General features: G+C 36.4%; 25 protein-coding genes, 1 tRNA gene, 1 pseudogene and 1 riboswitch. Of the genes and pseudogenes, 14 read left to right on the top strand and 13 right to left on the bottom strand.

What is annotated here, in order from left to right; translation table 11 throughout:
- Nucleotides 1–301: 301 nt before the first annotated feature.
- Complete coding sequence (locus tag ACP5Q2_RS08260; protein WP_428099084.1) at nucleotides 302–964, top strand: CPBP family intramembrane glutamic endopeptidase; 663 nt, start codon at nucleotides 302–304, stop codon at nucleotides 962–964.
- Here ACP5Q2_RS08260 and ACP5Q2_RS08255 read toward each other — a convergent pair.
- The 4 genes from ACP5Q2_RS08255 to ACP5Q2_RS08240 form a co-directional block, all read right to left on the bottom strand.
- Nucleotides 947–2,011 carry a prolipoprotein diacylglyceryl transferase family protein gene (locus ACP5Q2_RS08255; protein ID WP_428099082.1) on the bottom strand — a complete coding sequence of 355 codons (1,065 nt, stop codon included), beginning with the start codon at nucleotides 2,009–2,011 and terminating at the stop codon, nucleotides 947–949. The genes ACP5Q2_RS08260 and ACP5Q2_RS08255 overlap by 18 nt on opposite strands.
- Nucleotides 2,008–3,000 carry a phosphatidylserine decarboxylase gene (locus tag ACP5Q2_RS08250; RefSeq protein ID WP_428099079.1) on the bottom strand — a complete coding sequence of 331 codons (993 nt, stop codon included), beginning with the start codon at nucleotides 2,998–3,000 and terminating at the stop codon, nucleotides 2,008–2,010. Before ACP5Q2_RS08250 ends, ACP5Q2_RS08255 begins: the two co-directional genes overlap by 4 nt.
- Complete coding sequence (locus ACP5Q2_RS08245; RefSeq protein ID WP_428099077.1) at nucleotides 2,982–5,297, bottom strand: hypothetical protein; 2,316 nt, start codon at nucleotides 5,295–5,297, stop codon at nucleotides 2,982–2,984. Before ACP5Q2_RS08245 ends, ACP5Q2_RS08250 begins: the two co-directional genes overlap by 19 nt.
- Nucleotides 5,298–5,399: 102 nt before the next feature.
- A complete protein-coding gene (locus ACP5Q2_RS08240; RefSeq protein ID WP_428099074.1) occupies nucleotides 5,400–5,624 on the bottom strand; it encodes a twin-arginine translocation signal domain-containing protein in 225 nt (74 codons plus the stop codon).
- A gap of 95 nt (nucleotides 5,625–5,719) precedes the next feature.
- Nucleotides 5,720–5,900, top strand: a riboswitch (cobalamin riboswitch).
- An 88-nt stretch (nucleotides 5,901–5,988) separates the two neighbouring features.
- On the opposite strand from ACP5Q2_RS08240, the pseudogene ACP5Q2_RS08235 reads away from it, so the two are divergent.
- A pseudogene (locus ACP5Q2_RS08235) lies at nucleotides 5,989–8,200 on the top strand (ribonucleoside triphosphate reductase).
- The gene (locus ACP5Q2_RS08230) at nucleotides 8,172–8,864 is read left to right on the top strand and encodes an anaerobic ribonucleoside-triphosphate reductase activating protein (RefSeq protein WP_428099072.1); all 693 of its coding nucleotides are present in this window, start codon (nucleotides 8,172–8,174) and stop codon (nucleotides 8,862–8,864) included. Before ACP5Q2_RS08235 ends, ACP5Q2_RS08230 begins: the two are co-directional and overlap by 29 nt.
- A 271-nt stretch (nucleotides 8,865–9,135) precedes the next feature.
- Here ACP5Q2_RS08230 and ACP5Q2_RS08225 read toward each other — a convergent pair.
- A tRNA-Ala gene (locus ACP5Q2_RS08225) sits at nucleotides 9,136–9,208 on the bottom strand.
- Between the two features lie 59 nt (nucleotides 9,209–9,267).
- Between ACP5Q2_RS08225 and ACP5Q2_RS08220 the strand changes: the two genes are divergently transcribed.
- The 11 genes from ACP5Q2_RS08220 to ACP5Q2_RS08170 all read left to right on the top strand — a co-directional run bounded on the left by ACP5Q2_RS08220 (nucleotide 9,268) and on the right by ACP5Q2_RS08170 (nucleotide 19,421).
- The gene (locus ACP5Q2_RS08220; protein ID WP_428099070.1) at nucleotides 9,268–9,933 is read left to right on the top strand and encodes a ComF family protein; all 666 of its coding nucleotides are present in this window, start codon (nucleotides 9,268–9,270) and stop codon (nucleotides 9,931–9,933) included.
- On the top strand, nucleotides 9,933–11,273 hold the full coding sequence (locus ACP5Q2_RS08215; RefSeq protein ID WP_428099067.1) for a PAS domain-containing protein: 1,341 nt from the start codon (nucleotides 9,933–9,935) through the stop codon (nucleotides 11,271–11,273). Before ACP5Q2_RS08220 ends, ACP5Q2_RS08215 begins: the two co-directional genes overlap by 1 nt.
- On the top strand, nucleotides 11,251–12,249 hold the full coding sequence (gene gap, locus ACP5Q2_RS08210; RefSeq protein ID WP_424605809.1) for a type I glyceraldehyde-3-phosphate dehydrogenase: 999 nt from the start codon (nucleotides 11,251–11,253) through the stop codon (nucleotides 12,247–12,249). Before ACP5Q2_RS08215 ends, gap begins: the two co-directional genes overlap by 23 nt.
- 49 nt (nucleotides 12,250–12,298) lie before the next feature.
- Nucleotides 12,299–13,465, top strand: a complete 1,167-nt coding sequence (locus ACP5Q2_RS08205) for a phosphoglycerate kinase (protein ID WP_428099064.1) — start codon at nucleotides 12,299–12,301, stop codon at nucleotides 13,463–13,465.
- Between the two features lie 167 nt (nucleotides 13,466–13,632).
- A complete protein-coding gene (locus ACP5Q2_RS08200) occupies nucleotides 13,633–14,058 on the top strand; it encodes an ATP synthase F0 subunit B (protein ID WP_424605807.1) in 426 nt (141 codons plus the stop codon).
- A gap of 10 nt (nucleotides 14,059–14,068) precedes the next feature.
- Nucleotides 14,069–14,626 (top strand): hypothetical protein, encoded by a 558-nt coding sequence (locus ACP5Q2_RS08195; RefSeq protein WP_424605806.1) that lies wholly within the window; start codon nucleotides 14,069–14,071, stop codon nucleotides 14,624–14,626.
- The gene (gene atpH / locus ACP5Q2_RS08190; RefSeq protein ID WP_424605805.1) at nucleotides 14,623–15,165 is read left to right on the top strand and encodes an ATP synthase F1 subunit delta; all 543 of its coding nucleotides are present in this window, start codon (nucleotides 14,623–14,625) and stop codon (nucleotides 15,163–15,165) included. The genes ACP5Q2_RS08195 and atpH overlap by 4 nt, the downstream gene beginning before the upstream one ends.
- Before the next feature lie 25 nt (nucleotides 15,166–15,190).
- Nucleotides 15,191–16,699 carry a F0F1 ATP synthase subunit alpha gene (gene atpA, locus ACP5Q2_RS08185; RefSeq protein WP_424605804.1) on the top strand — a complete coding sequence of 503 codons (1,509 nt, stop codon included), beginning with the start codon at nucleotides 15,191–15,193 and terminating at the stop codon, nucleotides 16,697–16,699.
- Between the two features lie 13 nt (nucleotides 16,700–16,712).
- Nucleotides 16,713–17,570: an ATP synthase F1 subunit gamma gene (atpG, locus tag ACP5Q2_RS08180; RefSeq protein WP_428099060.1), complete on the top strand. Its 858-nt coding sequence runs from the start codon at nucleotides 16,713–16,715 to the stop codon at nucleotides 17,568–17,570.
- Between the two features lie 25 nt (nucleotides 17,571–17,595).
- A complete protein-coding gene (gene atpD, locus ACP5Q2_RS08175; protein ID WP_428099057.1) occupies nucleotides 17,596–19,002 on the top strand; it encodes a F0F1 ATP synthase subunit beta in 1,407 nt (468 codons plus the stop codon).
- A gap of 2 nt (nucleotides 19,003–19,004) precedes the next feature.
- Nucleotides 19,005–19,421: a F0F1 ATP synthase subunit epsilon gene (locus ACP5Q2_RS08170; protein WP_424605801.1), complete on the top strand. Its 417-nt coding sequence runs from the start codon at nucleotides 19,005–19,007 to the stop codon at nucleotides 19,419–19,421.
- Between the two features lie 79 nt (nucleotides 19,422–19,500).
- On the opposite strand, the gene glnA is transcribed toward ACP5Q2_RS08170, so the two are convergent.
- The 8 genes from glnA to argC all read right to left on the bottom strand — a co-directional run bounded on the left by glnA (nucleotide 19,501) and on the right by argC (nucleotide 26,503).
- The gene (gene glnA, locus ACP5Q2_RS08165) at nucleotides 19,501–20,913 is read right to left on the bottom strand and encodes a type I glutamate--ammonia ligase (RefSeq protein ID WP_424605800.1); all 1,413 of its coding nucleotides are present in this window, start codon (nucleotides 20,911–20,913) and stop codon (nucleotides 19,501–19,503) included.
- A gap of 23 nt (nucleotides 20,914–20,936) precedes the next feature.
- Nucleotides 20,937–21,275 carry a P-II family nitrogen regulator gene (locus tag ACP5Q2_RS08160; protein ID WP_428099053.1) on the bottom strand — a complete coding sequence of 113 codons (339 nt, stop codon included), beginning with the start codon at nucleotides 21,273–21,275 and terminating at the stop codon, nucleotides 20,937–20,939.
- 78 nt (nucleotides 21,276–21,353) lie between these two features.
- On the bottom strand, nucleotides 21,354–22,025 hold the full coding sequence (locus tag ACP5Q2_RS08155) for a hypothetical protein (RefSeq protein ID WP_428099050.1): 672 nt from the start codon (nucleotides 22,023–22,025) through the stop codon (nucleotides 21,354–21,356).
- Nucleotides 22,026–22,035: 10 nt separating this feature from the next.
- On the bottom strand, nucleotides 22,036–23,031 hold the full coding sequence (locus tag ACP5Q2_RS08150) for an MlaD family protein (protein ID WP_428099047.1): 996 nt from the start codon (nucleotides 23,029–23,031) through the stop codon (nucleotides 22,036–22,038).
- The gene (locus ACP5Q2_RS08145) at nucleotides 23,004–23,513 is read right to left on the bottom strand and encodes a hypothetical protein (RefSeq protein WP_428099044.1); all 510 of its coding nucleotides are present in this window, start codon (nucleotides 23,511–23,513) and stop codon (nucleotides 23,004–23,006) included. The genes ACP5Q2_RS08150 and ACP5Q2_RS08145 overlap by 28 nt, the downstream gene beginning before the upstream one ends.
- The gene (locus tag ACP5Q2_RS08140) at nucleotides 23,510–24,286 is read right to left on the bottom strand and encodes an ABC transporter permease (protein WP_428099041.1); all 777 of its coding nucleotides are present in this window, start codon (nucleotides 24,284–24,286) and stop codon (nucleotides 23,510–23,512) included. The genes ACP5Q2_RS08145 and ACP5Q2_RS08140 overlap by 4 nt, the downstream gene beginning before the upstream one ends.
- The gene (argJ, locus tag ACP5Q2_RS08135; RefSeq protein WP_428099039.1) at nucleotides 24,286–25,494 is read right to left on the bottom strand and encodes a bifunctional glutamate N-acetyltransferase/amino-acid acetyltransferase ArgJ; all 1,209 of its coding nucleotides are present in this window, start codon (nucleotides 25,492–25,494) and stop codon (nucleotides 24,286–24,288) included. Before argJ ends, ACP5Q2_RS08140 begins: the two co-directional genes overlap by 1 nt.
- A 7-nt stretch (nucleotides 25,495–25,501) precedes the next feature.
- Nucleotides 25,502–26,503: an N-acetyl-gamma-glutamyl-phosphate reductase gene (gene argC, locus ACP5Q2_RS08130; protein WP_424605793.1), complete on the bottom strand. Its 1,002-nt coding sequence runs from the start codon at nucleotides 26,501–26,503 to the stop codon at nucleotides 25,502–25,504.
- Between the last annotated feature and the right edge of the window lie 48 nt (nucleotides 26,504–26,551).

Raw genomic sequence — 26,551 nt, 5'->3', positions numbered from 1 at the left:
AAATATCAGAGTAAATACGATGAGATTTATTTGATAGGAATGGAATTTAGTAGAAAATATCGTAATATTGTTTATTTCGGTTAGAAAAGTTTGAAGGTTAGAACGTTAAGATGTTGGAACGTTGAACGTTGAACGTAGAACCTTAAACTTTCCTATTCTATAAAATTTCTTTAATTTTTCTTGAAAAAGAATTTACACATGAACTCATATCTGACAATAAATTACAAATTTATGTGTAAAAAAAATGTAAAAATAGTATGGATATTGGTACAATTTTGAAAAAATGTAGTAACTAAATTATATGGAAAATTCAAAAATATTAGCGCTGGAAAATCAAAAAAGATTTTATGTTGTTATGGAGATATTGGTGGTATTTCTTTTGATACCGCTAAGCTTTGCTTTTTTTGTAAAAGCTTCTCCACTTTTTCTGATTCTTGCGGGGGGACTTTTTTCTTTCTGGCTTTTGAAAAAGGATGATACATTTGACATTAAAAATCTTTATAAGTTTCCAGATGATAAATTTGAATATATAAGGCTACTGTTGCAGGTTTTTATATTTACTGTTATTCTATATCTGTTTATGTTAAACCTTCTTCCAGACCGTATGTTTTATTTTTTGAAAAAAGATTTTTCCACCTGGATAATTATAGTACTAATGTATGGATTATTAGCTGTTTATCCACAGGAGATTCTTTACAGAGTTCTAATTTTTCATAGATATGGCAGTATCTTTAAAAATAATAGGGTAGTAGTTCACCTAAGTGCTTTACTATTTGCTTTTGGTCATATTCTTTACCTTCATCCTGTTTCGATTTTATTATCCCTAGTGGGAGGTTACCTTTTTTCCATCACCTATATTAGAAGTGGATCTATAATTCTTGTATATATAGAGCATTTTCTGTATGGATTTTTACTTTATACCATTGGGTTGGGGGAATATTTCTATTCAGGATTTTTGCGGTAGCTGTTTTAACTTTTCCACCACCTTAAATTCTATTACCGAGTATGTGGCTGTGCTTAGACCTGTGTATAAAAATGTCATTAAAAATATAAAAAATGCAAAGATTAAAAATTTTAAGGATAAGATCTCCAGCAATGCTTTCTGAATCTCAGGGTAGATAACATCTCCATTAAATATGTAACAATATATGAAGATGATGATTATATTTAATATTGCCATTTTTTGATAGGAAGAGATTTTACCTACACCTCTGTAATCAGATCTCAAAAATTCAGAATAAAACCTGTAAAGCTGACTTATTAAGGTTGATGTAATAAGGGATGAAATTATAAACCCTTTTAATATCATTAAGATGGATACAAATGAAGTGGTGATATAAAGCAAGATGGCAATAGCTTGAACCGGTACAGTCCTGACACCACAACCTCCGGAGGCATACGATATCTTTTTGCATTCACCGTGAAATACAGTATAAAAACTTTCGAAGAACGATCTTAAAAAGTTGGATTTCACTTTTGTAATCTCTTTCCCATAGCAACAACCAAAGCTCAGACATCCAAGTCTACCGATACCTTCCCCCATGAGATATCCAACAGATATGACCGCATATACTGGTATAATAAGATTTTTAAATTCTATGCTGAAATTTGTCAGTTTTAAAGAGAGGTAAATGGCCACTGGTAATACCAGCACCCCCACAAATACCGCCCCACCAACAGTAAAACCGTGGGGAGATTTTTCTATAATGTAGGCCAGAAGTTTTGAGGAAGGTATACATATTATGAAGACAAAAAGGATCATTAGAAAGATCTGCAAAAAGCTTAATCCAAATGATAGAAGTAATGCTGTGGTGACAAGGGTACCTGCTGTGTAACCCAATGCATTGAAGAAACCATAATATGTAATATTTTTCCCCAGCCATCTTCCATCCTCCAATTTTTTATAGGGTATGGTGAAGATGAATTGATACCTCTCCTTTGGTAGATATCTTATTAAAATGATTAGTATTATCAACGTCATTATGTAAGAAATGAGTAGAGTAAAATTCATATTTTCCCCCTGGTGGCTATTCTTTCTCTGACTTTTATCTTAATTTCAGTAATTGGTATATTAAATCCATAAGTATATCTGCTTTTATTATGACTATTTTGGGAAAAAGCTATTAGATCGTCGTCAAATTCTATCCTCCCTTTTTCGAATAACACCACGTCGGTGCTACTGCCAGGTCTATAAACACTTTTGGGTTGCCCTTTTTTCAAAAATAACCCCTCCTTCATCTCCACAGGTGATTCATATTTAACATCAGAATATCTTTGATCTATTTTCCCAATCATCATCGCCGCCACTTCGATAAAAGCGACAAGACCCACATTGCTGCCATTAGGGACATCAGTGTCGATTATTGTCACAGCTCTTCTGTTTATTGATAGAGGTGTTACAACAGTGATAGTTGAATAGGGATTACAGGAGTGGAATTTCCCTTCAATTTCATAAAAATCGATAATTATTCCAGATACTGGCAGATGATTGTAGTGATATTCATCCGGTGTGAGTCGAAATATGGTATAGTCACCGTGTATGAATTTATCCACCCATTTTGGTTTGATGAGAAGATCATCAAGGGTGAAAAACTTATCTTTCAGACAAAGAAGTGAGTCTTTCGATAGACTACCTAATATCATTTTGGAATCGGCGGGGGATACTATTACATCAAAGGAGTCATCCATAGGTCTTTTATCCCAATATTTTATTCTTCTTTCAAAAATGTCTGAAAGGGTTTTAAACTGACTCGGATCATCGTAAAGCTCATCCAGATTGATTTTTAGCATAGAGATATAATAGTCAATCTCTTTACGGCTGAGTTTTTTGTCATATTTCAAAAATTTTAGCAGTTTGGTGGTTGTTTTATTTACTGCAAGGTTAAACATAAATTGGGAGTTTTCCCTGACCTTTGAATATAAAAACCTTATGAACTTATCACCTATAAATTCTTCAGGAATTATTTTGCCAGTGGATCTTTCTATATAGCAATGCTGCATACTTCACCTCTATGATCTTTCTCAAGCTCTGAAATAAAATCTATAGCCATAATTGAGATTAATTCTTTTAAGGTGGTCAGATCGATCGATTCATCTATGACTTTATTCTCACTACTCTTTATGGTGTGATAGATCTGGGAAAATTGTGATATCTTTTCGGAGTATTTTGATAATCTATTGCTATCATTCATCTTTAATGAGATGTCGTCCAGTAGGGCTTTGAATCCATCTTTTATATGTTTAATTCTGAGTTCGTTTCTGTAGAAGGACTCCAGCTCTCTATTAAAAAGATCTGCGTCGATGTCTATAGGATACTTAACGTTGTGACTTTCTAAAATAGGCTCTATCATTCTAATATATGTGCTTTTTTTTATACCGTTGACTCTATCGGTCACGTCATCAATGGTATCTTTGATATCAAGACCTTCTAAGAGATCTTTGCCTTCTTTGATTATGAAATTTATAACAGCATTGAGATAGTCTTTCAGCTCCACCCTGATATACTCTGGATATCTCTTACTTATTCTCGTATTTTTACAGTGGGAGATAATTGACCTGATTAGAATGTTTTTTGTGTCTTTTTTTATATATACAGTTGGAATCCCAATTGCCGCTGCAAATACCAACTGGCGTCTTTCACTTTCTACGAAAGGATCATCAGGTATCTCCTGGTGGGTTATGGAACCAGAAAGAATTAATTTATAAGCCAGGGCTATGAAGAGCCATTGAAGATTTGACACATGTTTTGTATCTTCCCTTAAATCGTAAAAACAGCTGTAAAATCTTCCTTCAAAACCGTTATAACCATTTTCATTCACACTTCTGCCCCTAAATAGTGTATAAAAAGACAATTTTTCGTCAAAAACCCCCATTTCGTGGAGCTCTTTTTTGAGTTTTGCATGGTTGTTTAGTGTTCCATCGAAGGCCGGGGAATTGTCTGTACTCATCAAAGCCACAAAATAATCTATCAGCCTGAAATCTGGTACGGTGTCCCCTTTTAGATTGAAAATCTTTTCGATTGTATTATCTATCCATAAAGGTCCAAAAGGATAAAACCTTTTTCCAAATCTTTTATTGAAACATTTCTTCATCCATCTGCGGTAAAGCATTCTTATGTGAGTAAAATCAAGTTCGTGTGGAAGAAAACCAAGAATCTTTTCCGGATGCAGATCCCTGAAAGGGATTCTGTAAGGTGATGCCGAATAGTTTTGTATTATTAATGGTATGAAATGTTCAACTATTTTTATCACAAGATCAGAATAGTGTTTTTCAGCAATGGTGTAAAACCTTGTATTACTCGATTTTACTTTATCTGTAATCAGCTTACTTCCGATACTGATATGTATCCCGTTATTTGTAAGACAAGTGTTGGAAGTATTTGGTAAAATGATTAGATTGTTTTTTATAATTCCTACATCTTTTAGCTTTCCGATTGTATTTAGATAGCTTCTCGATAGGGAGAGGTGGCATAATTCCATGTATCTCTTTTTCTCCTCACCTCTATCCCATCCTGATAGGCATGGGCTTATGAAAAGCTCCCTGTAGAGGGAATCTGGAATCAGTTCATTCAGCCTCTTTTGTCTTAATGGTGTCAAGGGTGAATGATAAACCATAACCCTTTCCCCTTCTTCTTCAAGTTTAAACTTTTTAATACCATAAATAGTAAGTAATTGGGTGAAAAGAAACCTTTTGCAGTTCTCTTTTGCAAGGTTATCTGCAAAATTTTCAGTTTCGCTCACCACATAGAAAGATATTACCTCGGGGGATGTGTTGTCATTTGAAAATCTATCTAAAAGCTTTTTGAGGATATTTTTGGAGGGCTGATTTAGAATATTGTCTTCCCCAATATAATTAGCAAAGGATATTTTTAAAAAATAACTCACCGGAAATCGCCAATACTTTTCACCATTTTTATAAAATATAAATTTTTCTATATCGGATCGTTTTCCGGATAACGGATCACTTTTATCTGATAATAGGTCATGATCCAGAACAGATTTTGCGAAATTGTTCAGATATCTATCTTTGAAATATACGTAGCTGTTTTCCCAGGTGTTGTCTCTGTTTTCATTTAAAAACTTATCAAGTTCCTGAAGTTTTTTAGGGCTATATTCACCATTTTTGGTTCTTTTGTGCAGATTTTTATAGTAACTGGAGTTTCTTATATGTAAAGGAAGATCGACGTTGTCTCTCGAACCTATTACACAGGTTTGAAGCTCTGTTTCAATGCCACCCGTCACATCTCCTTTTCCAAAAGGATTGTTTACGAAAAATTTTAGTTCTCCATTTTGACTCATATGAATATCCTGAATTTTTTATTGTTTTATTACATTTAAACTGTAATATAAATTTCATTTTAATGTAAAATTATTGACAAAAAAGGGGGGAGTCCCCCATTCTTACGATATGTGCAACCTTAGATGTTCCTGCCATTCTTTCATTGAAACAGATTTTAGAAAAGATCTCGCTTCCTCTGCTGTCATTTGGGGGTTTTTGTAGTTAATTTTAAAGAATTTTGTCATATATTTGAATAAATCGGTGTTGTCTACGTAGTTCCTGATATCCAGCTGATGTGAAAAGTGACCGACTGCTGCGGAAAATTTAAGAAAATCTCTTCTTTTCATAAAACACCTCCTTGTTAAGAATAAACATTAAATTGTTAAAGATAGTTGGCCTTGTTGTAAAAATAATGAAAAAAATGTAAAACGATTTTTTGTTGACTAAAAATTATGATTATGATATTTTAAAGTATACTGTGGAAGTCCGGTGAAAATCCGGCGCTGTCCCCGCAACTGTGAGCTGGACGAAAGCCATTTTAGCCACTGCCTTTTGATAGGTGGGAAGGCTGGTGAGTAGGATGAAGGTGAGCCAGGATACACAGCCAAAATAACACTACGGAGGATAGTAACAATGAGAAGCCTGCCTATAAATATTTTCAAATAGTCCAGAATAACAATATATTTTTTTAAAATTTTTTAGAGGTGTGAAATGAATATAAAAGTAATAAAACGGGATGGTCGTTTTGTATCTTTTGATGTGGAAAGGATTGCCAATGCCATTTTTAAAGCGGCTAAAGCAGTGGGGGGGGAAGATAGACAGCTGGCGGCGAAGTTATCAAATAAAGTTGTTAATATTGTCTTTGAAAAGTATTTACCTGTGGGATCTGTGACTGTGGAAGAGATACAGGATATTGTGGAAAAGGTATTAATAGAAAACGGGCATGCAAAGACTGCAAAGGCTTACATCCTATACAGAAAACAGAGGGCAGATTTGAGGGAAATTAAACAGGCTTTTGGTGAAATAGAAAATATACTTGATGAGTATCTGGAAGGGGCGGATTGGCGGATAAAAGAGAATAGTAATACCACCTTTTCACTTCAGGGGCTCAATAATTTCATTTCATCATCCATTACTGCAAAATATTGGCTAAATAAGATATATCCGGAAGATGTTAAAAATGCCCATGTAAATGGTGACTTTCATCTGCACGATCTTGGATCTCTCTCTGTGTACTGCTGTGGATGGGATTTAAAAGATCTCCTTTTGAGGGGGTTTGGTGGGGTGTCTGGAAAAGTTGAAAGTGCACCTCCGCGGCACTTCAGGACAGCTCTGGGGCAGATTGTCAATTTCTTTTATACCCTACAGGGGGAAGCGGCTGGGGCACAGGCTTTTGCCAATTTTGATACTTTATTGGCACCTTTTGTGGCTTATGATAACTTATCCTACGACGAAGTGAAACAGGCGATGCAGGAGTTTATCTTCAATCTGAATGTCCCCACAAGGGTGGGGTTTCAGACCCCTTTTACAAATCTCACATTTGACCTTACGGTTCCTGAAATGTATAAAAATGAAGCGGTTGTCTATGCCGGAGGGTATACGGAAGATAGATATGAACAGTTTCAAAAAGAGATGGATATGATAAATAGAGCTTTTATTGAGGTTATGTCCGCAGGGGATGCCAAAGGAAGAATATTTACATTTCCGATACCTACTTATAATATCTCAAAAGAGTTTGATTGGGATAATCCGGTGATGGATAATCTCATGGTGATGACCGGGAAATATGGCATACCTTACTTTGCGAATTTTGTGAATAGTGATATGTCCCCCGAAGATGCCAGGAGTATGTGTTGCCGTCTCAGACTTGATAATAGAGAATTGAGAAAAAGGGGAGGTGGACTTTTTGGGGCTAATCCCCTTACGGGATCTATAGGGGTGGTGACAATTAATCTACCAAGGATAGGGTATCTGGCGGAGAATGAGGATGATTATTTTTATAGACTTAAAACCCTCATGGAGATAGCAAGGGTGTCTTTAAAGATAAAGAGGAAAGTATTGGAAAAGTATACAGAATCGGGGCTGTACCCTTATTCTAAAGTTTATTTAGGGGGGATAAAAGATCAGAGTGGTTTATACTGGAAGAATCATTTTAACACAATTGGGATCATAGGGATGCACGAGTCACTGATGAATTTCATAGGGGTAGGGGTGGATACGGATGAAGGGTTGGAATTTGCTGTGAAGGTTTTAAATTTTATGAATGATGAGCTTAAAAGTTACCAGGAGGAGGATGATATGTTGTACAACCTTGAGGCTACACCCGCCGAGGGGACAAGTTATCGTCTTGCAAAGATAGATAAAACTAAATACCCCACCATATATACCTCCGGTAGCTCAAAGCCTTATTATACCAATTCCACTCAGCTACCTGTGAATAGTAAGCTTGATATATTTGAAGCGCTGGATCATCAGGATAATTTGCAACCATTATACACAGGGGGCACAGTCTTCCATACATTCCTGGGAGAAGCAGTGGAGGATCCTCTGGCGTTAAAATCTCTGATAAGAGAGATTTCTTGTAGATATAGATTACCATACTTTACAATAACACCAACATTTTCCATATGCCCCGTGCATGGATATCTAAAAGGTGCCCACGAGTATTGTCCAAAATGCAGAGAAGAAAAGATAAACGAAATTTTAAATGATATAAAAATTTCTGAAAAAAGGGGGTGATTTTATGAAAGAGCAGATTAAAGATATTGAGCAAAAACTTTTAGAGGTAAAAGGGGAAAAGTGTGAGGTTTACAGCAGGGTGGTTGGTTATCATAGACCTGTGGAAAATTGGAACGATGGTAAACAGGAAGAATTTAAAGATAGGATAGTATTCAATGTGGACATTACCGGTATCAGAGATTGAAACCGTATCCCTCACAAATTTTACCGGTAAGGTTGCCTGCACCGTATTTACCATTGGCTGTAACCTGCGGTGCAGGTATTGCTACAATAAAAGCCTTGTACTAAAAACGGAAAAACCAGCAGATCTTGAGAAAATAAAGGATAAAATAAAGAGACTTCCCTTGAAAAATATAGCTATCACCGGCGGGGAGCCCCTTGTTCATTCCGGTTTGGGAGATTTTCTCTATTTTTTAAAAGATCTTGGCTTTGAGATAAAGCTTGATACTAATGGAACTTTTCCCGAAAGGTTAAAAGATATACTTGATAAAAGGCTTGTGGATTATGTTGCAGTTGACATAAAGGCTTTTAAAGATGACGATTTCAAATATATCACCAGAGTTGATCATGGCTATGAAAAGGTAAAAAAGAGTATTACACTTTTAAAGGAAAGCCAGGTTCCTTTCGAAATGAGATATACTGTCTGGAAAGTACCAATGAGGGAAGAATTTTCAAATTTCTTTGGTGATTTACCCACATCTCAAATGGATACTTTATACGTACAAAAGTTTGTGTCAAACAGCTATATTCTGGACAAGCTTTTTAATCCAGATGTTACTGATGAAGATTTAAGACAAATGATAGTAATTCTATCAAATTTTTTAACGGTAAAAATGAGGAATGCTTAAAGCTCGATGAACGTTTGAATCATTTGATTTTTCTCTATTTTTTAAATTCAATTAAAAAATATCTGTTTACTTAATAAAAACCGTGTAATAAAATGAATCATATACACAAGTTTGTATTTATTGAATCTGGTGTTTTAAAAAAATATAAGGGGGAATTGTGAAGATAAGGTACAACCAATTTTTGTTTCATTTGAGATTCAAAAATCCATTTAAGACTAAAGTTTATCCAGTTTTTATGATACGATCTGTATTAGGTAATGAGCTTAGAAAATGGAGCTGAGGGGGATCGAACCCCTGACCTCATGAATGCCATTCATGCGCTCTCCCAGCTGAGCTACAGCCCCTTGATTTATTTTCTAAATCTGGTAATATAATTTTTATAAAAAATTGTCAAGAGTGTGTTGTGTTTGATGAGATATTTTATTCGGAATGTTTACATTGTTCTGCTGTTGTAAAGTATAGAGAAAGTATTTGCAAAGGATGTTTTTATAAGATAAAAAAGGTTATCCATCGATGTAAGTTGTGTGGCTATCCTTTAAACATTGAAGCAGAGGTTTGTCGAAACTGTCTGGAATCAAACTACTATGATAAATTATTTATCCCATTTTGGTATACTACGGTGATAAAAGATGTGTTAAAAAAAATAAAATTTCGCTATAATCTAAAGGGATACAGGCTTATTGATGAATTGGTGCGGAAAAATCTCATGAAAATGGATAGATATGATGTTATAACCTATGTGCCATCAACACTTATTAGAAGATTCAGGAGATTTGTTCATCCGGCGGAGTATATAGCTACTATACTATCAGACATTTACATGACAACATGTGAGCCACTTTTAAAGAGAGTAAGAAACACTTCTTATCAATGGAAATTGAAAAAGAAAGAAAGATTAAAAAATGTGTCAGAAGCTTTTATCCCCAGAAAAGAGCTTTTGGATTTGAAAATATTATTGGTGGATGATATAATAACTACAGGAGCCACCTTAAATGAGTGTGCCAAAATGTTGAAAGGAGCAGGAGCCAAGAAGGTCGACTGTTATGTTCTTTCGAAGGGGTTATTTTAATGATAGATATTGAGCAATTATTAGCCTATCTCAATCTTGAAGAATTTACAAATATATTTGTTTACTATCAGGATGAAGCTATTTTCAGGTATTATAGCAATGGTAGATTTGTAAACACTGAGATTCCAGATTTTTTAAAACGACATCTTTTAAACGATAGCATTAGCCTTTATCTATTCAGAAAGAATAATAATATTCTGACTTTTTATTTTTTTAGGTTAAATATTCAGAATAAACAAGTTGTGGTGATAATTCAGGACTCTAAGGATGGAAAATACCTTAATAAATTTATTTCTTCTCTTTTTGAAAATCTGTGGGAACTCAAGGTGGGAGCTGTTCAGTTAAACAAAGAGATAGACTTTTTAAGGGATGAATTGAATGTATGTGAGAAAGAATTAAATGAAAAAGAGCAGGAGGTTAATCGTCTTAATGAACTTTTAAGCGCCAAAGAGACGCTGCTGGAAAGCCTCGAAGAGAGTGTATCAATCCTTAAAAGAAGTCGTCAGAAGATGCTTAAACTGATAGATGGTTTTAATATGCCATTTTTCTCTATGGATACAATTTATGACCTGAATAACGTAAACCTTGCTGCGGGTAAATTCGCTGGAGAGACAAACCTTCCACGGCTGGTGGGGGGTAAATGTTTTAAAATGATTTATAATTTTCCGGAGCCATGTAAATGGTGTAAATATGAGGAGATAAAACAAACCAAAAATTGTGTCAAACAACATATCCATTATGAAAAAGACGGCGTTAAATTTGTTTTTGAGCAGAGTATGTTTCCCATATTTGATCAAGAAGGGAATTTGATAGAGGTGGGTGAATATATCAACGATATTACACATCAATACGAAATACTGGAATCTTTGAGAAAATCTGAACAGGAGTTGGTACATATAAGTAGAAAAAATATCGAGTCTATTAATGAAATAGGTGCATTGAAAAAAGCCTATGAGGATCTTTCAAATGAATATGAGAACGCTAAGGCAAAAATAGCTAAGTTAACCTCTGTTCTAAATACGTTGGTTCAGCAGGACACTGTAAATGAACTACTTAAGCTTAGGGGAGAAAAAAAGGAGCTTGAAATAAAACTTGTTAAGGCACTTACCACAATAAAGAATTTCACCAGGAAACATGAAGAAAATGAGTCGAAAATTGAGTCGATGGCAAAAAAATCACTCTATTCAATGGAAAGACTTTTGAATATTATAAACAACAAAAAGAAAATAGATGACGAAGAATTGAAAAAAGTTTTTGACTTTTTAAGCGGACAGATATTATATATTAAGCAGATTATAGAAAAACAGGAGGAAAAAGATGAGTCTAAAAGTAGCAATTAATGGATTTGGTCGCATTGGAAGGTGCGCCTTTAGAGCAGCATACGCTAAAAAACTTGATATTGATTTTGTTGCCATCAATGATTTAACTGATGCAAAAACGCTTGCGCATTTGTTAAAATATGATTCTGTTCATGGTATTGCTGACCTTGAGGTATCATATAAGGATGATTCTTTGATTGTAAATGGCAAGACTATAAAGGTTTATGCCATAAAGGATCCGGCTCAGCTTCCATGGAAAGATCTTGGGGTGGATGTTGTGCTTGAATCCTCTGGTATCTTTACAAAGAGGGAAGGAGCATCAAAGCATCTTACTGCCGGTGCCAAAAAGGTTGTGATTTCTGCTCCAGCTGAAGATCCAGATATAACAGTTGCCTTAGGTGTAAACTTTGAAGCTTATGATAAAAATAAACATCACATTATATCTAATGCATCATGTACCACAAACTGCCTTGCCCCTGTAGCCAAGGTTATACATAAAAAATTTGGAATCATCAATGGCTTAATGACTACAATACATTCATATACAAATGATCAAAGAATTCTGGACCTTCCTCACAAAGATTTGAGAAGGGCAAGAGCTGCTGCCCTGTCCATGATCCCTACATCAACAGGTGCCGCAAAAGCTGTGGGATTAGTTTTACCTGAGCTTAAAGGGAAGCTGGATGGTCTTGCCATCAGAGTTCCTACTCCAAACGTCTCTTTAGTGGATCTTACTTGTAATGTTTCAAAAACTGTTACCAAAGAAGAAGTTAATGCGGCAATAAAAGAAGCTGCAGAGGGTGAAATGAAAGGGATACTTCAATATGTAGATTCTGAGCTTGTGTCTACTGATTTCAATGGTAACCCACATTCATCTATTTTTGATGCCCCTCTGACAAAGGTAATAGATGGAACCTGTGTGAAGGTATTTAGCTGGTATGATAACGAGTGGGGTTATTCAAATAGGGTGGCTGAACTTTTAACGAAACTATTTTAAATAACGAAGGGCACCTTGTGTGCCCATTTTTTATATTAAGGAGGATTCTGTGATTAGAAGTGTTGAGTCCCTAGATGTTAGAGGCAGACGGGTTTTTTTAAGGGTAGATTTTAATGTACCGATAAAAAATGGTATAGTTAAAGATGACACGAGGATTGTTGAGGCACTCAAAACTATCAATTACTTAAGAGAAAAGGGTGCGAAAGTTATTATGGCTTCCCATCTTGGTAGACCTAAGGGGGAGTTTAATCTGGAATATTCATTAAAACCAGTTGCTGAATACTTTTCAGCAAAATTTTTCCCAATAAAATTTGTGGATGATTGTATAGGTGAAAAGGTACATTCCACTGTAAATGGTATGAAAGATGGTGATGTTATTTTACTGGAAAATCTAAGATTTTATAAGGGGGAAGAGAAAAATCTGCCAGAATTTTCTGCTGCTTTAAAAGAATTTACTGATGTTTATGTGAATGATGCCTTTGGCACTTGTCATAGAAAACATGCTTCAGTATTTGGGCTTCCGGAGTTAGTCGGGGATAAAGGAGCGGGTTTTCTTGTAAAAAAAGAGGTTGAATATTTTGAAAAGCTTTTGAAATCTCCGGAAAAACCTTTTGTCGCAATACTTGGTGGTGCCAAGGTGAGTGATAAGATTGGTGTAATCAAAAGCTTAATTAATCTTGTGGATGAGATTATCATCGGTGGTGCGATGGCCTATACATTTTTGAAGTTTTTAGGGAAAAATATAGGTAAGTCTATGGTGGAAAATGAGTTTCTTGGTGTCGTAGATGAAACAATGAAGCTTTCGGAAGAAAAAGGGGTGAAGATTTTATTGCCCGTCGACCATGTATGTTCTGATGTTTTTGATGGTGAACCTAAATATGTAAATAGCGTTGATATACCGGATGATTTGATGGGGCTCGATATCGGTCCAGCAACCATAGAGCTTTTTGAAAAAGAGGTATTGAAAGCTAAAACGATACTCTGGAACGGACCAATGGGGGTATTTGAGAATGATAATTACAACAAAGGGACATTTGCAATAGCCAATGCTCTTGCCTCATCCGGTGCAGTTACCCTGGTGGGTGGTGGTGATTCTGTCAGCGCCATCAAAAAGGCTGGAGTATCAGATAAGATTTCCCATATATCCACCGGTGGTGGAGCTTCTCTGGAATATATAGAGTTTGGTTCACTGCCTGGTATAGAGATACTTAAATGAAGATGATGGGTTTTGGTTTGATTTACATTAAAATATTAGGGATTAAAAGGTGATAAAAGCGAGTAGAATGTTTAATTAAAAATAAACATCATTTTATTATTGACAAATTATGTTGTTTTTGGTAGAAAAAGCGAAATTGTGTACAGTATACATTTGGGGTGTGAAAAATGATTAGTATTGACTTTACGTTGCTGTTGCAGATGATCCAGTTTTTGATAATCCTGTTTATTGGGAAGAAGCTTATTTACGAGCCAGTCTCTGCAACGATTCATAGTAGGAACGGGAAGATTCAGGGACTGTTAAAAGAAGCTCAAGGTCTCAGAAACGAAGTTGCTACACTTAAGAAAGAGTACGAAGAAAAGCTTGCCGATGTGAAAGCTGAAGTGGCTGATTATCAGAAAAAGATGAGGGATGAGGCTGTGGCTGTTGCTAACGAAATGGTGGGAAAAGCAAAGGCAGAGATCGATGCTAAAATTGCAAATGCAAGAAAAGAGATAGAAATTCAGGTGGAAAAATCGAAAGTTGTTTTATCTGAAGAGTCCAAAGCTCTTGCGGATTTGATTGTTGATAAAATAATCGGGAAAGCTGCTTAAGGGGTGTATGGTGAAGCGATTGATATTAATTTTGGCACTCATTTTACCTTCTGCTCTTTTTGCCTCTGAAGGGCATGGCGAAGGTGGTAACCTTGTGATGGGTTTTGTTTGGAGAGTTGTTGTTTTTGTTGTGTTTGCTTTTATCCTTTACAAGCTACTAAAAGATCCATTATTAAATAGCCTTGATAAAAGAACGGATGACATCAAGAATGCCCTTGATGAAGCAGTGAAAGCTAGAGATGAAGCACAGCAAGAGCTTAATGAATATAAAAGTAAACTTGCTTCGATGAATAAAGAGCTTGAGGAGATGAAGGAGAAGGCTTTTAAAGCTGCAGAAGCTGAAAAAGCTAAGATTATTGCGGAGGCTGAAAATACTGTCGAAAGACTCAAAGAGTTTTCTGAGTCTTTGATTGCTTCTGATCTTATCAGGGCAAAAGCGGAGCTTAAAAGCTATGCGTTTTCTTTAGCTAAAAAGACAGCAGAGGAAAAGCTGAAGTCCAGTTTTGATATGAGTAAGCATGAAGTTGTTATAAATAATTACATCAAAAAGATAGGAGAAGTAAGTTGAAAGATATAGTTGTTTCCAAAAGATACGCTTCAGCATTGTACGGATCTTTGGCCTCTCTTGAAGAGAAGAATAATGTGGTGGGTGATTTTAAAAGGATTAAGGGTAGTATTGAAAACTCTTCTGAAATGATGAAGCTTATTAAAAGCCCCATAATAAAAAAATCTGACAAGCTAAAGGCTATTGATGCAATTTCCAATGCTCTTTCTCTTTCTAAAACTGTAAAAGATTTTCTGCTTTTGCTTGTGAATAAAAATAGGTTATCGCTTTTTATGAGTATATACGATGCATTAATCCAGCTTTACAACGAGGATATGGGGGTCACTGAGGCAGAGGTGGTGCTTGCTGTGGAAGTCAAAGATTCCTTGTTAAAAGAGATAGAGGATACTTTAAGTAGAGTGACAGGTAAAAAAGTAACAGCAAATCCAAAGATCGATAGTGCTATCATCGGCGGGTTTGTTGCTAAAGTAAAAAGCAGCCTTTATGATGCAAGTATAAAAGGGCAGCTGGATAAACTTTCGGAAAAAATGTTGGAAGTATAAATATATATACCAAGGAGTTATGCTAATGCAGATTAGAGCTGAAGAGATTAGTAAAATTATAAGGGATCAAATTCAGAATTTTGAACAGAAAGTTCAAATGGAAGAGATTGGGACTGTCCTTAGTGCTGGTGATGGTATTGCTAAGGTGTATGGCCTTGATAATGCCATGTCTGGAGAGCTTGTGGAGTTTCCAGGTGGCGTATACGGAATTGTCTTCAACCTTGAAGAGGACAATGTCGGTATTGTTGTAATGGGTGATTATGAGCATATCAAAGAAGGTGATGTGGTAAAAAGGACTGGCAGAATTGCATCCGTTCCTGTCGGTGAGGCACTTATTGGAAGGGTTGTGAACCCTCTTGGCGTTCCGATAGATGGAAAGGGGCCCCTTAATACAACTGAATATGACGTTATTGAAAAGATCGCTCCAGGTATTATTAAGAGAAAGCCTGTTCATGAGCCACTACAGACAGGTATTAAAGCAATCGACTCAATGATCCCTATTGGTAGAGGTCAAAGGGAGCTTATCATTGGTGATAGGCAGACAGGTAAAACGGCTATAGTTATAGATACAATAATCAATCAGAAAGGAAAAGGTGTCATCTGCGTATATGTTGCTATTGGTCAAAAGAGATCAACAGTAGCGAGGATAATAGATACTCTGGAGAAGCATGGGGCGATGGAGTATACGATAATAGTATCTGCTACTGCTAGTGACCCTGCACCACTCCAATTTATTGCTCCATTTGCTGGATGTACAATGGGTGAGTACTTTAGGGATAGAGGTAAACACGCACTTTTGATATATGATGATCTTTCCAAACAGGCAACTGCATACAGGCAGCTTTCGCTTCTTCTAAGAAGGCCACCCGGACGTGAAGCTTATCCTGGTGATGTTTTTTACCTGCATTCAAGGTTGCTTGAAAGGGCTGCAAAACTCAACGATGAATATGGTGCTGGTTCTCTTACGGCTCTTCCAATCATTGAAACTCAGGCGGGGGACGTATCAGCGTACATCCCAACAAACGTTATTTCTATTACGGATGGTCAGATATACCTTGAGAGTGACCTGTTTTACTCTGGTATAAGACCTGCCGTTAACGTTGGTCTTTCTGTATCAAGGGTTGGTGGTGCTGCTCAGATAAAAGCTATGAAACAGGTTGCTGGTAGGCTACGTCTTGAGCTTGCACAGTACAGAGAGCTTGCGGCATTTGCTCAGTTTGGTAGCGATCTTGATGCTGCCACACAGGCTCAGCTCAATAGAGGTGAAAAATTGGTGGAACTCTTGAAACAGGGACAATACAAGCCTGTACCAGTTGAAGAACAGGTGCTTGCAATATTCTGCGGTGTAAATGGATATTTAGACGATATCCCCACAAAGAGTATCTCTAAATTTGAGTCTGAGTTTATAAACTATGTTAAAATAAATAAACCTGAAATTATCAATGAGATAGTTGATAAAAAAGCTCTTTCTGACGAGCTTACGGCTAAGATAAAGGCAACTGTGGAAGAATTTAAAAAGCAGTTTACTGCGTAAGTAGGAAGATAAGATGCCTGGAATGAGGGATATAAAACGGAAGATAAATTCTGTCAAAAACACGCAGAAAATAACCAAAGCGATGAAAATGGTATCTGCTGCAAAGATGAGAAAGGCTCAGGATGCTATGAATGCGGCCAAGCCTTACGCAAGAAAATTGACAGAATTGGTTAATAGTATAGGTAGCCGTGTGTCAAAAGAGATGCATCCATTTTTGCAGCCTAAAGAAGAGGTTAAATCTATTGGGGTGATTGTTGTTAGCTCTGATAGGGGGCTGTGTGGTGCATTTAATAATAATATTATCAAGACTTTTAGTAATTTTGTAAAGCAACACAGCGATAAGCAGATCAAGGTAATAACCGTAGGAAGAAAGATCGACGATTATGTTAGAAAGAGAAAGTATAATATTCTTGATAGTTATATTACCTTCGGCGGAAGAGTAAGGTACGACGATGCGGTAGCCATTGGTGAAAAGGTAAACGAATATTTCATCTCTGATGAAATTGATGAGTTGTATCTCATTTATAATGAGTTTAAAAGTATCGTTTACCAGACTCCAAAAGTGATCAAACTTTTACCGGTATCACTTGAAGAAGGTACCGAAATGGATGCGGTGGATTACCTATTCGAGCCTAATCCTGCTTCTCTTATAAAAGAGATTCTTCCTAAATTTTTAAATTTTAATATTTTTAGTGTTTTACTGGAGTCAACTGCAGGTGAACATGGAGCAAGGATGGCAGCTATGGATAATGCCACTAGGAATGCCGGTGAGTTTATCAGAAAACTTACCCTTACTTATAATAAGGCAAGACAGGCTGCAATTACAAAAGAGATACTTGATATTGTAAACGGGGCAGAAGCATTAAAATAAATAAACTGTGTCATGGAGAGTTGTGATGACTAATGTCGGTAAAATAGTACAGGTTATAGGACCGGTGGTCGATATAAAGTTCGATTCCGGTGTGTTACCTGAAATCTACAATGCTGTTAAAATTGAAAACAAAGCAACCGGTACCACAGTAATCTGTGAGGTTGAGCAGCACCTTGGGGAAAATACAGTAAGAGCGGTGTCTATGACATCCACTGACGGTCTCGTGAGAGGGATGGAAGTCATAGATACGGGAAAAGCTATTACTGCTCCAGTTGGAAAAGGTGCTCTTGGTAGGATTCTCAACGTAGTAGGGGATCCAGTTGATGAACAAGGTCCAGTAGATGCGGTTGATTATTGGCCAATTCACAGACCTGCTCCAAAATTGGAAGACCAGGATACAGGTAGCAATATTCTTGAGACCGGTATCAAGGTTATCGACCTTTTGGAGCCATATACTAAAGGTGGTAAAACCGGTCTTTTTGGTGGTGCAGGTGTTGGTAAGACGGTTTTAATTATGGAGCTTATCAACAATATCGCAAAACAACATGGTGGCTATTCTGTATTCTGTGGTGTTGGTGAAAGAACTAGGGAAGGTAACGACCTATATCTTGAAATGAAGGAATCTGGAGTTCTTGATAAAGTTGCATTGGTCTATGGTCAGATGAATGAGCCCCCCGGGGCAAGGATGAGGGTTGGGCTTACTGGTCTTACAATTGCTGAATATTTCAGGGATGTGGAAGGTCAGGATGTTCTTCTCTTCATAGATAACATATTCAGGTTTACCCAGGCTGGTTCGGAGGTTTCCGCATTGTTGGGTAGGATGCCATCAGCGGTTGGTTATCAGCCTACACTTGGTACAGAGATGGGTGAATTGCAGGAGCGTATTACCTCTACTAAAAAAGGTTCTATTACATCTGTTCAGGCGGTTTACGTGCCTGCAGATGACCTTACGGACCCTGCTCCGGCCACTACCTTTGCACACCTTGATGCAACGACGGTTTTATCAAGGCAGATCGCAGAGCTCGGTATATATCCTGCTGTGGATCCACTCGATTCCACTTCAAGGATATTAGACCCTAACATAGTGGGTGTGGAGCATTATACAGTAGCAAGGGAAGTACAGAAGATTTTGCAGAGGTACAAAGAATTACAGGATATTATTGCAATTCTTGGTATGGAAGAGCTTACTGAAGAGGATAAACTGATAGTTGCAAGGGCAAGAAAGATTCAGAGATTTCTTTCTCAGCCTTTCCATGTAGCTGAGCAGTTTACCGGTATGAAGGGTAAGTATGTAAAATTGTCTGATACTATTAAAGGGTTTAAGGAGATAATTGCTGGTAAGTGTGATGACCTTCCAGAGCAGGCATTTTACATGGTAGGTGGAATAGAAGAAGTATACGAAAAAGCTGAACAGCTTAAGAAAAGAGGATAATTATGGCTGAAAAGCTTAGATTGGAGCTTGTGTCCCCTGAAAAGCAGCTTCTTTCTATAGATGTGGATGAAGTTGTGGCACCAGGGGTAGAAGGGGAGTTTGGTGTACTTCCGGGCCATACCGCTTTTCTTACTGCTTTAAGAATTGGCGAGCTTATTTATAAAGTTAATGGAAAAGAGGAGTATGTAGCAATAGAAAAAGGCTTCTTCGAGGTCTCAAATGATAAGGTTACAGTGTTAGCCGAGGGTGCAGAGCTTGGTCGAGAAATCGATCTTGAGGAGGCTATAAGAAGAAAGCTTGAGGCTGAAAAGGCTCTGGAACAGATGAGACATGAGGATGAAATTAAGTTTAGAAAAGCTGAAGCTCAGCTTCGTAGGGAGCTTTTGAGGGTTTCTGTTGCGGAAAAATACAAGAAATAGTTAACTCTATGATATGAAAAATAAAAAAGCGGGGTTTTGCCCCGCTTTTTTATTTAGTACATTTAAAGCTACTTACAGTTTAGCAGTCGAAATATAGCATAAATTCCATTGGATGTGGTTTCATGTTTACTGCTGCCACTTCATGCTGTCTTTTGTATGCTATCCATGTGGATATAACATCTTCAGTAAACACATCCCCTTTGAGAAGGAATTCATGATCTTTTTCAAGTGAATCGAGAGCTTCTTCCAGAGAACCTGGCATTTTTGGTATATTGGAAAGTTCTATTGGATCCAGATCGTATAGGTTTTTATCCATTGGTTCACCTGGGTCTATTTTATTTTCGATACCATCAAGCCCCGCCATAAGCATAGCAGTGAATGCAAGGTATGGATTGCAGGATGGATCTGGGAATCTCACTTCAATCCTTTTGGATTTTGGAGAAGCAGAGTACATTGGGATTCTAATGGAGGCACTTCTATTTCTTGATGAATAGGCCAGGTTTACAGGGGCTTCATAACCGGGTACCAATCTTTTGTAGGAGTTTGTGATGGGATTGGTAAAGGCTGCTAAAGCCTTGGCATGTTTTATAATACCACCTATATAATATAGGGCAATTTCGCTCAAACCGGCGTATTCATCACCGGCAAAAAGTGGTTTCCCATCTTTCCAGAGAGATTGGTGGCAATGTAAACCGCTTCCGTTATCCCCAAACATAGGTTTAGGCATAAAAGTAACTACTTTGTTGTGAAGCTTTGCAACATTTTTTATAGCATACTTATAAAACATCAAATTATCCGCCTGCTCCACCATTGGGGCAAACTTGATATCAATCTCCACCTGACCGGCGGTGGCTACTTCATGATGATGGGCTTCCACTTCAATACCAAATTTCATAAGTGCAAGAGACATCTCAGTTCTCAAATCCATAAGTGAGTCGTGTGGTGGTACAGGGAAATACCCTTCTTTGTGTCTAATTTTATAACCAAGGTTTGGGGCTTCATCTCTACCAGAATTCCAGATCCCCTCTATGGAATCGAATGAGTAAAAACTCTCATTTGGAGTACAAGCATATCTGACATCATCAAATATAAAAAATTCAGGTTCAGGCCCGAAAAAAGCTGTATCAGCAATACCAGTACCTCTAAGATAATTTGTTGCTTTAATGGCGATGTTTCTTGGATCTCTTGAATAAGGCTCTTTTGTTATCGGATCTACTATTTTACAGAGCATTATCAATGTGGGAATCTGCGTGAAAGGATCGATTTTTGCTGTGGTTGGATCAGGTATAATAAGCATGTCGCTGTTGTTTATGGCTTGCCAACCTCTAATACTTGAGCCATCAAAACCAAGTCCATCCTCAAAAGTATCCTCATCAAACATAGATACTGGATAGGAACAGTGTTGCCACAAACCGAAAAAATCTACAAACCTTAAATCCACAAACTTGATATTTTGCTCTTCAATAAGCTTCAAAACTTCTTTAGGTGTCATATATCCTCCATCTTGTTATTTGCTTATAATGCATTTTCATCAGTTTCACCTGTTCTGATTCTTATGACAGATTCAACTGGAATGACAAAAATTTTACCATCTCCTATACGTCCAGTCTTTGCAGCTTCCGAAATTACCTTAATGGCATCATCAACCATTTCATCAGGCAGGATAACCTCGATTTTGATCTTCGGTATAAAATCGATCACATATTCGGCACCTCTATAAAGCTCAGTATGCCCCTTCTGCCTGCCAAAACCTTTGACTTCTGTAATCGTAATGCCTCTAATACCAATCTCTGTAAGTTTTTCTTTTACTTCATCCAGTTTAAAAGGTTTTATTATAGCCTCGACTTTTTTCATATGGCCTCCTATGGTATATAAACAATTTTTATGCCATTTATTATATGGCGTTAGTGGTGTAATTTTTATTGTTATTGGTTATTTTTTAATCATTTTTTTGTTTATGATGTCTAATCTTTCATCAATAAATTTACAGTATTCATTTTTTATAAGACATATCTCTTTTTTTAGTAGAAGATCTTTCTGGATATTGTAAGTCCATCCATTGTATCTGTCTATTTTTAAAGCGTATTCAATTAACTTGTCTGAATTATTGGTATCAGACCTATTGATGAATCTGTGGGCAAAATCTCTGGATAATCTCGACCTTGTCCAGTCAGAAAAATCATCTTTTGATAAAATTTTTATCAATTCATCGGCCGATTTAAATGCCTGTGCTTGTATTTTAAGGCTTGATGGTAATTTGTCATATATATATGGTTTGCCCAAAAGAAAATCGATTGTGTTTATCTCTTCGTCACAATACCCCATTAATGCATATCTTTTGGCATATTCAAGAGAACTGTTGTCATTCTCGATAAGATTTTTGCTTATATATAATTTTGAAAGGTTACACTGGTCATCTGATTTCTGGAAAAGATCAACGGCTTTTAAAAAATTTATTTCAGCAAGTGTAAAGTTACCCTGGAAATAGTATTTGATATAGTTTTCAAAATATCTCTCTGACATTAAAAAGGTATCGGAAGGTTTTTTGGATGAACAATTGATCAAAAAAAAGGAAGATATTAATAGTAGTAAAATTTTTTTCACTGCTTCACCTTTATGGTATTTTTATAGTTCCTTCTGTTTTTTTGCCGCTGCTAAAGGGCCAGCGTTGTTCTAAATTTATTAGCAAACGGTTTGAAGAATTTAAAATCTCTTCTGCTTCTTTCTTAATCTGAGTGAGGTTATCAGATGTTTCCGCTAAATTTTTTGAGATATGCTCTGTATTTTTCAATATGGGCTCAATTTCTTTTACCCTTTTATTTACATCGGTGATTAGGTCATTAGATTTCTTAACGAGGTTATTGACCTCTTTTAATGTTTCATCTGTAGCTGTTACACGATCATCCACTTTATCCAATATCTTTGATACTTTTAGGGAGATGTCATTGAGATTTTTTTGTAAAACAATAATATCATCGGTGATTCTGGAGATCTTGTCGTTTAGCTCGTCGGTTCTTAAGATTTTGCCAAGGGAACCCCTCTTATAGCTGAGATCATCCCCGAGATTTCCAAGTCCTCTCATCAGTTTGGCAAGATCACCATCAGGATCATTGAGGGTATCAGTGATATCACGTACATTTGCCACTATTTGCTTGGCATCGTCCAGAACGGGTTTTGCCTTTTCAATCAATTCATCGAGACCTCTACTTCTTTTGAGATGAAATTTATCCCCCTCCTGTATAACTCTTCCCTTTCCACCTGAAAAAACTATTGAGGTGGCTCCAAGAAAATTCTTTGATTCCAATTTACACTCAGAATCCACTTTTATCCATTTAACATAATCTTTTGGGATTTTAACCACCATAATTACTTTACCATTATCTTCCAAGTTTAGATCCTGGACTCTACCAATCTGGAAACCCGAAAATATAACAGGCATTCCATTGTTGAGATCATCGCCGGTATCTGATAAGATTTTAATTTTAACCTTTGGTGTCAAAACTTTTTTATTAAAGGCTATAAGTCCTAAAGCAACTAAAACAGTAAGAATAGATAGTATAATAAATAAACCGACTTTAAATTCTATCCCTTTAAATCTTGGATCAGCCATTCATTCATCTCCATCTTTCTTATACCATCTATCTGTTTGTAGTCATCGTAAGTTTCATTATAGTCTAAAATTGTATAATTTTCATCACAATTTTTCAAAAATTCAATAAGATGATTAGTCATCCCTACTCCTGAGTGATCGAGGGGCCTGATAAAGACGATCTCTTTTACTCCAAATATCTTTGCAGATAGATATTTTACCAGTAGGATTTCAAACTCGGAAAGCTGATCCCTCCTATAGTGAATTTTATCTTCTATGCCAAATAACCTTAACTCTCTTTCGACGGAATGAATAATATTTTTAATACCGATTCTTTTAAAATATGATGTTGGTAAAGTGATATTTTCTAACACTGAGAGGTTGCCCACCAATGGTAGGTATCTATATATTACGTAATATTTAAGTTCGTATAGATTTAAATCTCCTAACTTATCAATTAGATCATCAATATTGTAATTGTCTATGCTGATAAATCTTTTCATATAAAAAAACCTGTAATTTCAACAAAAATTAGCCCATAAAATACCCGCATCATCCCTTTTAATAAAGCGATGGGGACATCTGTGGTTGCTTTACCCACACCCATGGATGTGAAAATTGGTAAAGTCATTAGTGTAAAACCAAAAAGTGTCGTTTTATAGATAAAACAAAAGATGTCATTTATATTTAAAGCATCGAAAATGAGTAAGACCATGTAATCAAAAGTTATGTTAAGTTGAAAACTCAAAAGAAAATACCCTATTGTTATGGATACTGCCGAAAATATAACGGCAAGTGAGAAGGAACAAACCATACCTGCAAATATTCTTGGGAGAAAAAGATAACTATACTCGTCAATTCCATGTATTTTGATGGATCTTATCTCTGAACCTAATTTCATCATCGAAATCTCTGCCCCCACAGCTGTGGCACTTCTGAGGGACAGAAGTAGTGCAGTTAGAAATGGAGCAACCTCCCTTATCACTACGATTACAAAAATTGTTCCAATCCTCTGGTAAGCGCCTATATTCATCAGAAACTTTCCCAATGTCCCCACAAGCCCCAGACCAAATATAATGGCTATTATTACTACAACTCTAATTATCTGAACACCGGTGAAGTAGATCTGCCTTAATGTAACCATGAAAATGGCTGGATTTAGAATTTTAAAGGTTAGAAATCTTGATAATACCTTATTACAAAATAATAGATAATCTTTTAAAACACTGAAACCATCTACAAAAAATTTTCCTAAGTGGTAGATTATTCTAACCATCAACTTCTATAATCGGCATTTATCTTTACATAATCATAGCTGAAGTCGCAGGTCATTACCGATGATGCACCTTTACCTAATTTAAGGTCGATGACGATTTCATACTCATTTTGTAGCATGATATTGTGTACATTTTTTTCTAATGAGGGGTCGATGAGGCTACTGTTTTCCACATATTTTAGATCATTGAAATAGATATCAATGGTATCGGGATTTATATCTATTAATGATGCACCTATTGAAGCCATCAGCCTTCCCCAATTTGGGTCGGAACCGAAAAACATAGTTTTTACAAGGGGTGAATTGGCAATTTTGAAGGCACAGGTTTTTGCATCTTCACTGGATTTCGCATTTTTTACGGTTATGTGTACCAATTTGGTGGCACCCTCCCCATCTAAAACAATCTCTTTTGCAAGATATCTACAAATATAAAGAAGGGCTTCTTCAAACTGTTTAATCTCCTCATCATTCGTCAATACTATTCCACTTAACCCATTTGAAAACAGAAATACAGAGTCATTTGTGCTCATATCACCGTCAACAGTGATAGAATTAAACGATTTTTCCACTACTTTTGATAATATATCCTGCATTTTATCTTTTTCTATCGATACATCTGTTGTGATAAAAGAAAGCATGGTGGCCATCGATGGTGCTATCATACCGGCACCTTTTGCGGCGGCACCTATTACGTATACTCCTTTTGAGGTTTCCACAAGCACAGCAAGCTTTTTAGGTTTTGTGTCTGTGGTCATTATTGCTCTGGTAAACTCATCATCTTCGTCGTCTATCTTATCGATTAATTCATCAAATGATTTTAAAATTTTATCCACCGGTAATCTAACACCGATCACGCCGGTGGAAGACATTAGGAATGTATCTGCCGGATGGCCAAATTTTTGGGCAAAGCTGTTTGTGATGGTTTTATAATCCTCAATACCCTGTTTACCTGTACAGGCATTGGCATTACCACTATTTACAATTATTCCAGAAAACCTGGATACTTTTTTGAGTTGATCCATTGCTGCAATAATTGGAGCGGCTTTTACCCTATTTTTTGTAAAGACAGCCGCCACCTCACATGGAATTTCAGATGTAAGGACGGCAAGATCCAGCTTACCTGATCCGTTACCTTTTATATCTGCCACTACTGCAGCTGAAGAAAACCCCAGAGGGGTGCAAACTCCACCATTTTCTACTATTTTCATACACACCTCACAGAAGACCATCGGTTTCTTTAAAACCTGATAATACGTTAAGATTCTGTACCGCCTGTCCACTGGCACCTTTTATCAGGTTATCCAGGGTTGAAACGATTATTACATTATCCTTATCTTTGTATATGCCTATATCAATAAAATTTGTATTTGCAACATTTTTTATCGATGGTATATCATTTTCATAAATACGTACAAATGGTTTGTCTGCGTATGTATCTTTGAGGCATTTTATGATTAGATTCAAACTTGATTTTGATTTTGTGTATATGGTTGATAAAATACCTCTATTAATTGGTAAAAGATGGGGGGTAAATGTCACATGTATACTTTTGTTAGCTCCAGAAAGTATAAAATCTATTTCGGGATTATGTCTGTGATTGAATATCCCGTACGGTTTAAAATCCTCGTTTACTTCACAAAAATGAGTTTTTTCTGTGGGATTTTTACCCGCTCCGCTGACTCCGGATTTTGAATCTGCAATTATGAAATCAGTATCTATAAGTTCATTTTTTATCAAAGGATAGATGGGTAAAATTATAGATGTGGGATAGCAGCCGGGGTTTGCGATAAGTTTAGTTTTTCGTATATCATCCCAAAAAAGTTCTGGGATACCATATATGAATTTTTTTAATAAATCTGGATATTTGTGGGTTTCTCTGTAAGTAGATTCGTAGATTTCTCTATCTGATATCCTGAAATCTGCACTGAGGTCTATTACTATTTTGTTATAGTCGGCAAAAAATTTGGCGGCATCCATGGAGGCCCCATGGGGTAAACATAAAAATACCGCATCTATATCGGAAACTATTAAATTAAAATCATTTGGTATTAGGGTTATATCGCACAACCCTTTTAGATGCGGGTAGATATCGGATATCTTTTTACCTGCACTTGAATCGCTGGTGAGAAACTTTAATTTTAGATGTGGATGCCTTAATGCTATCTTAATCAGCTCAAAACCTGTGTAACCTGTGGATCCTACAATTGCTATTTTCATCTTCTCTCCGAAAAAAAGTATTGAATTTAAGTAGATTTTAATGCATTT

It is taken from the genome of Calditerrivibrio sp., assembly GCF_049968475.1.
In the GTDB taxonomy this organism is placed as follows: domain Bacteria; phylum Chrysiogenota; class Deferribacteres; order Deferribacterales; family Calditerrivibrionaceae; genus Calditerrivibrio; species Calditerrivibrio nitroreducens_A.
This window is presented reverse-complemented; position numbering and strand designations above follow the sequence as displayed.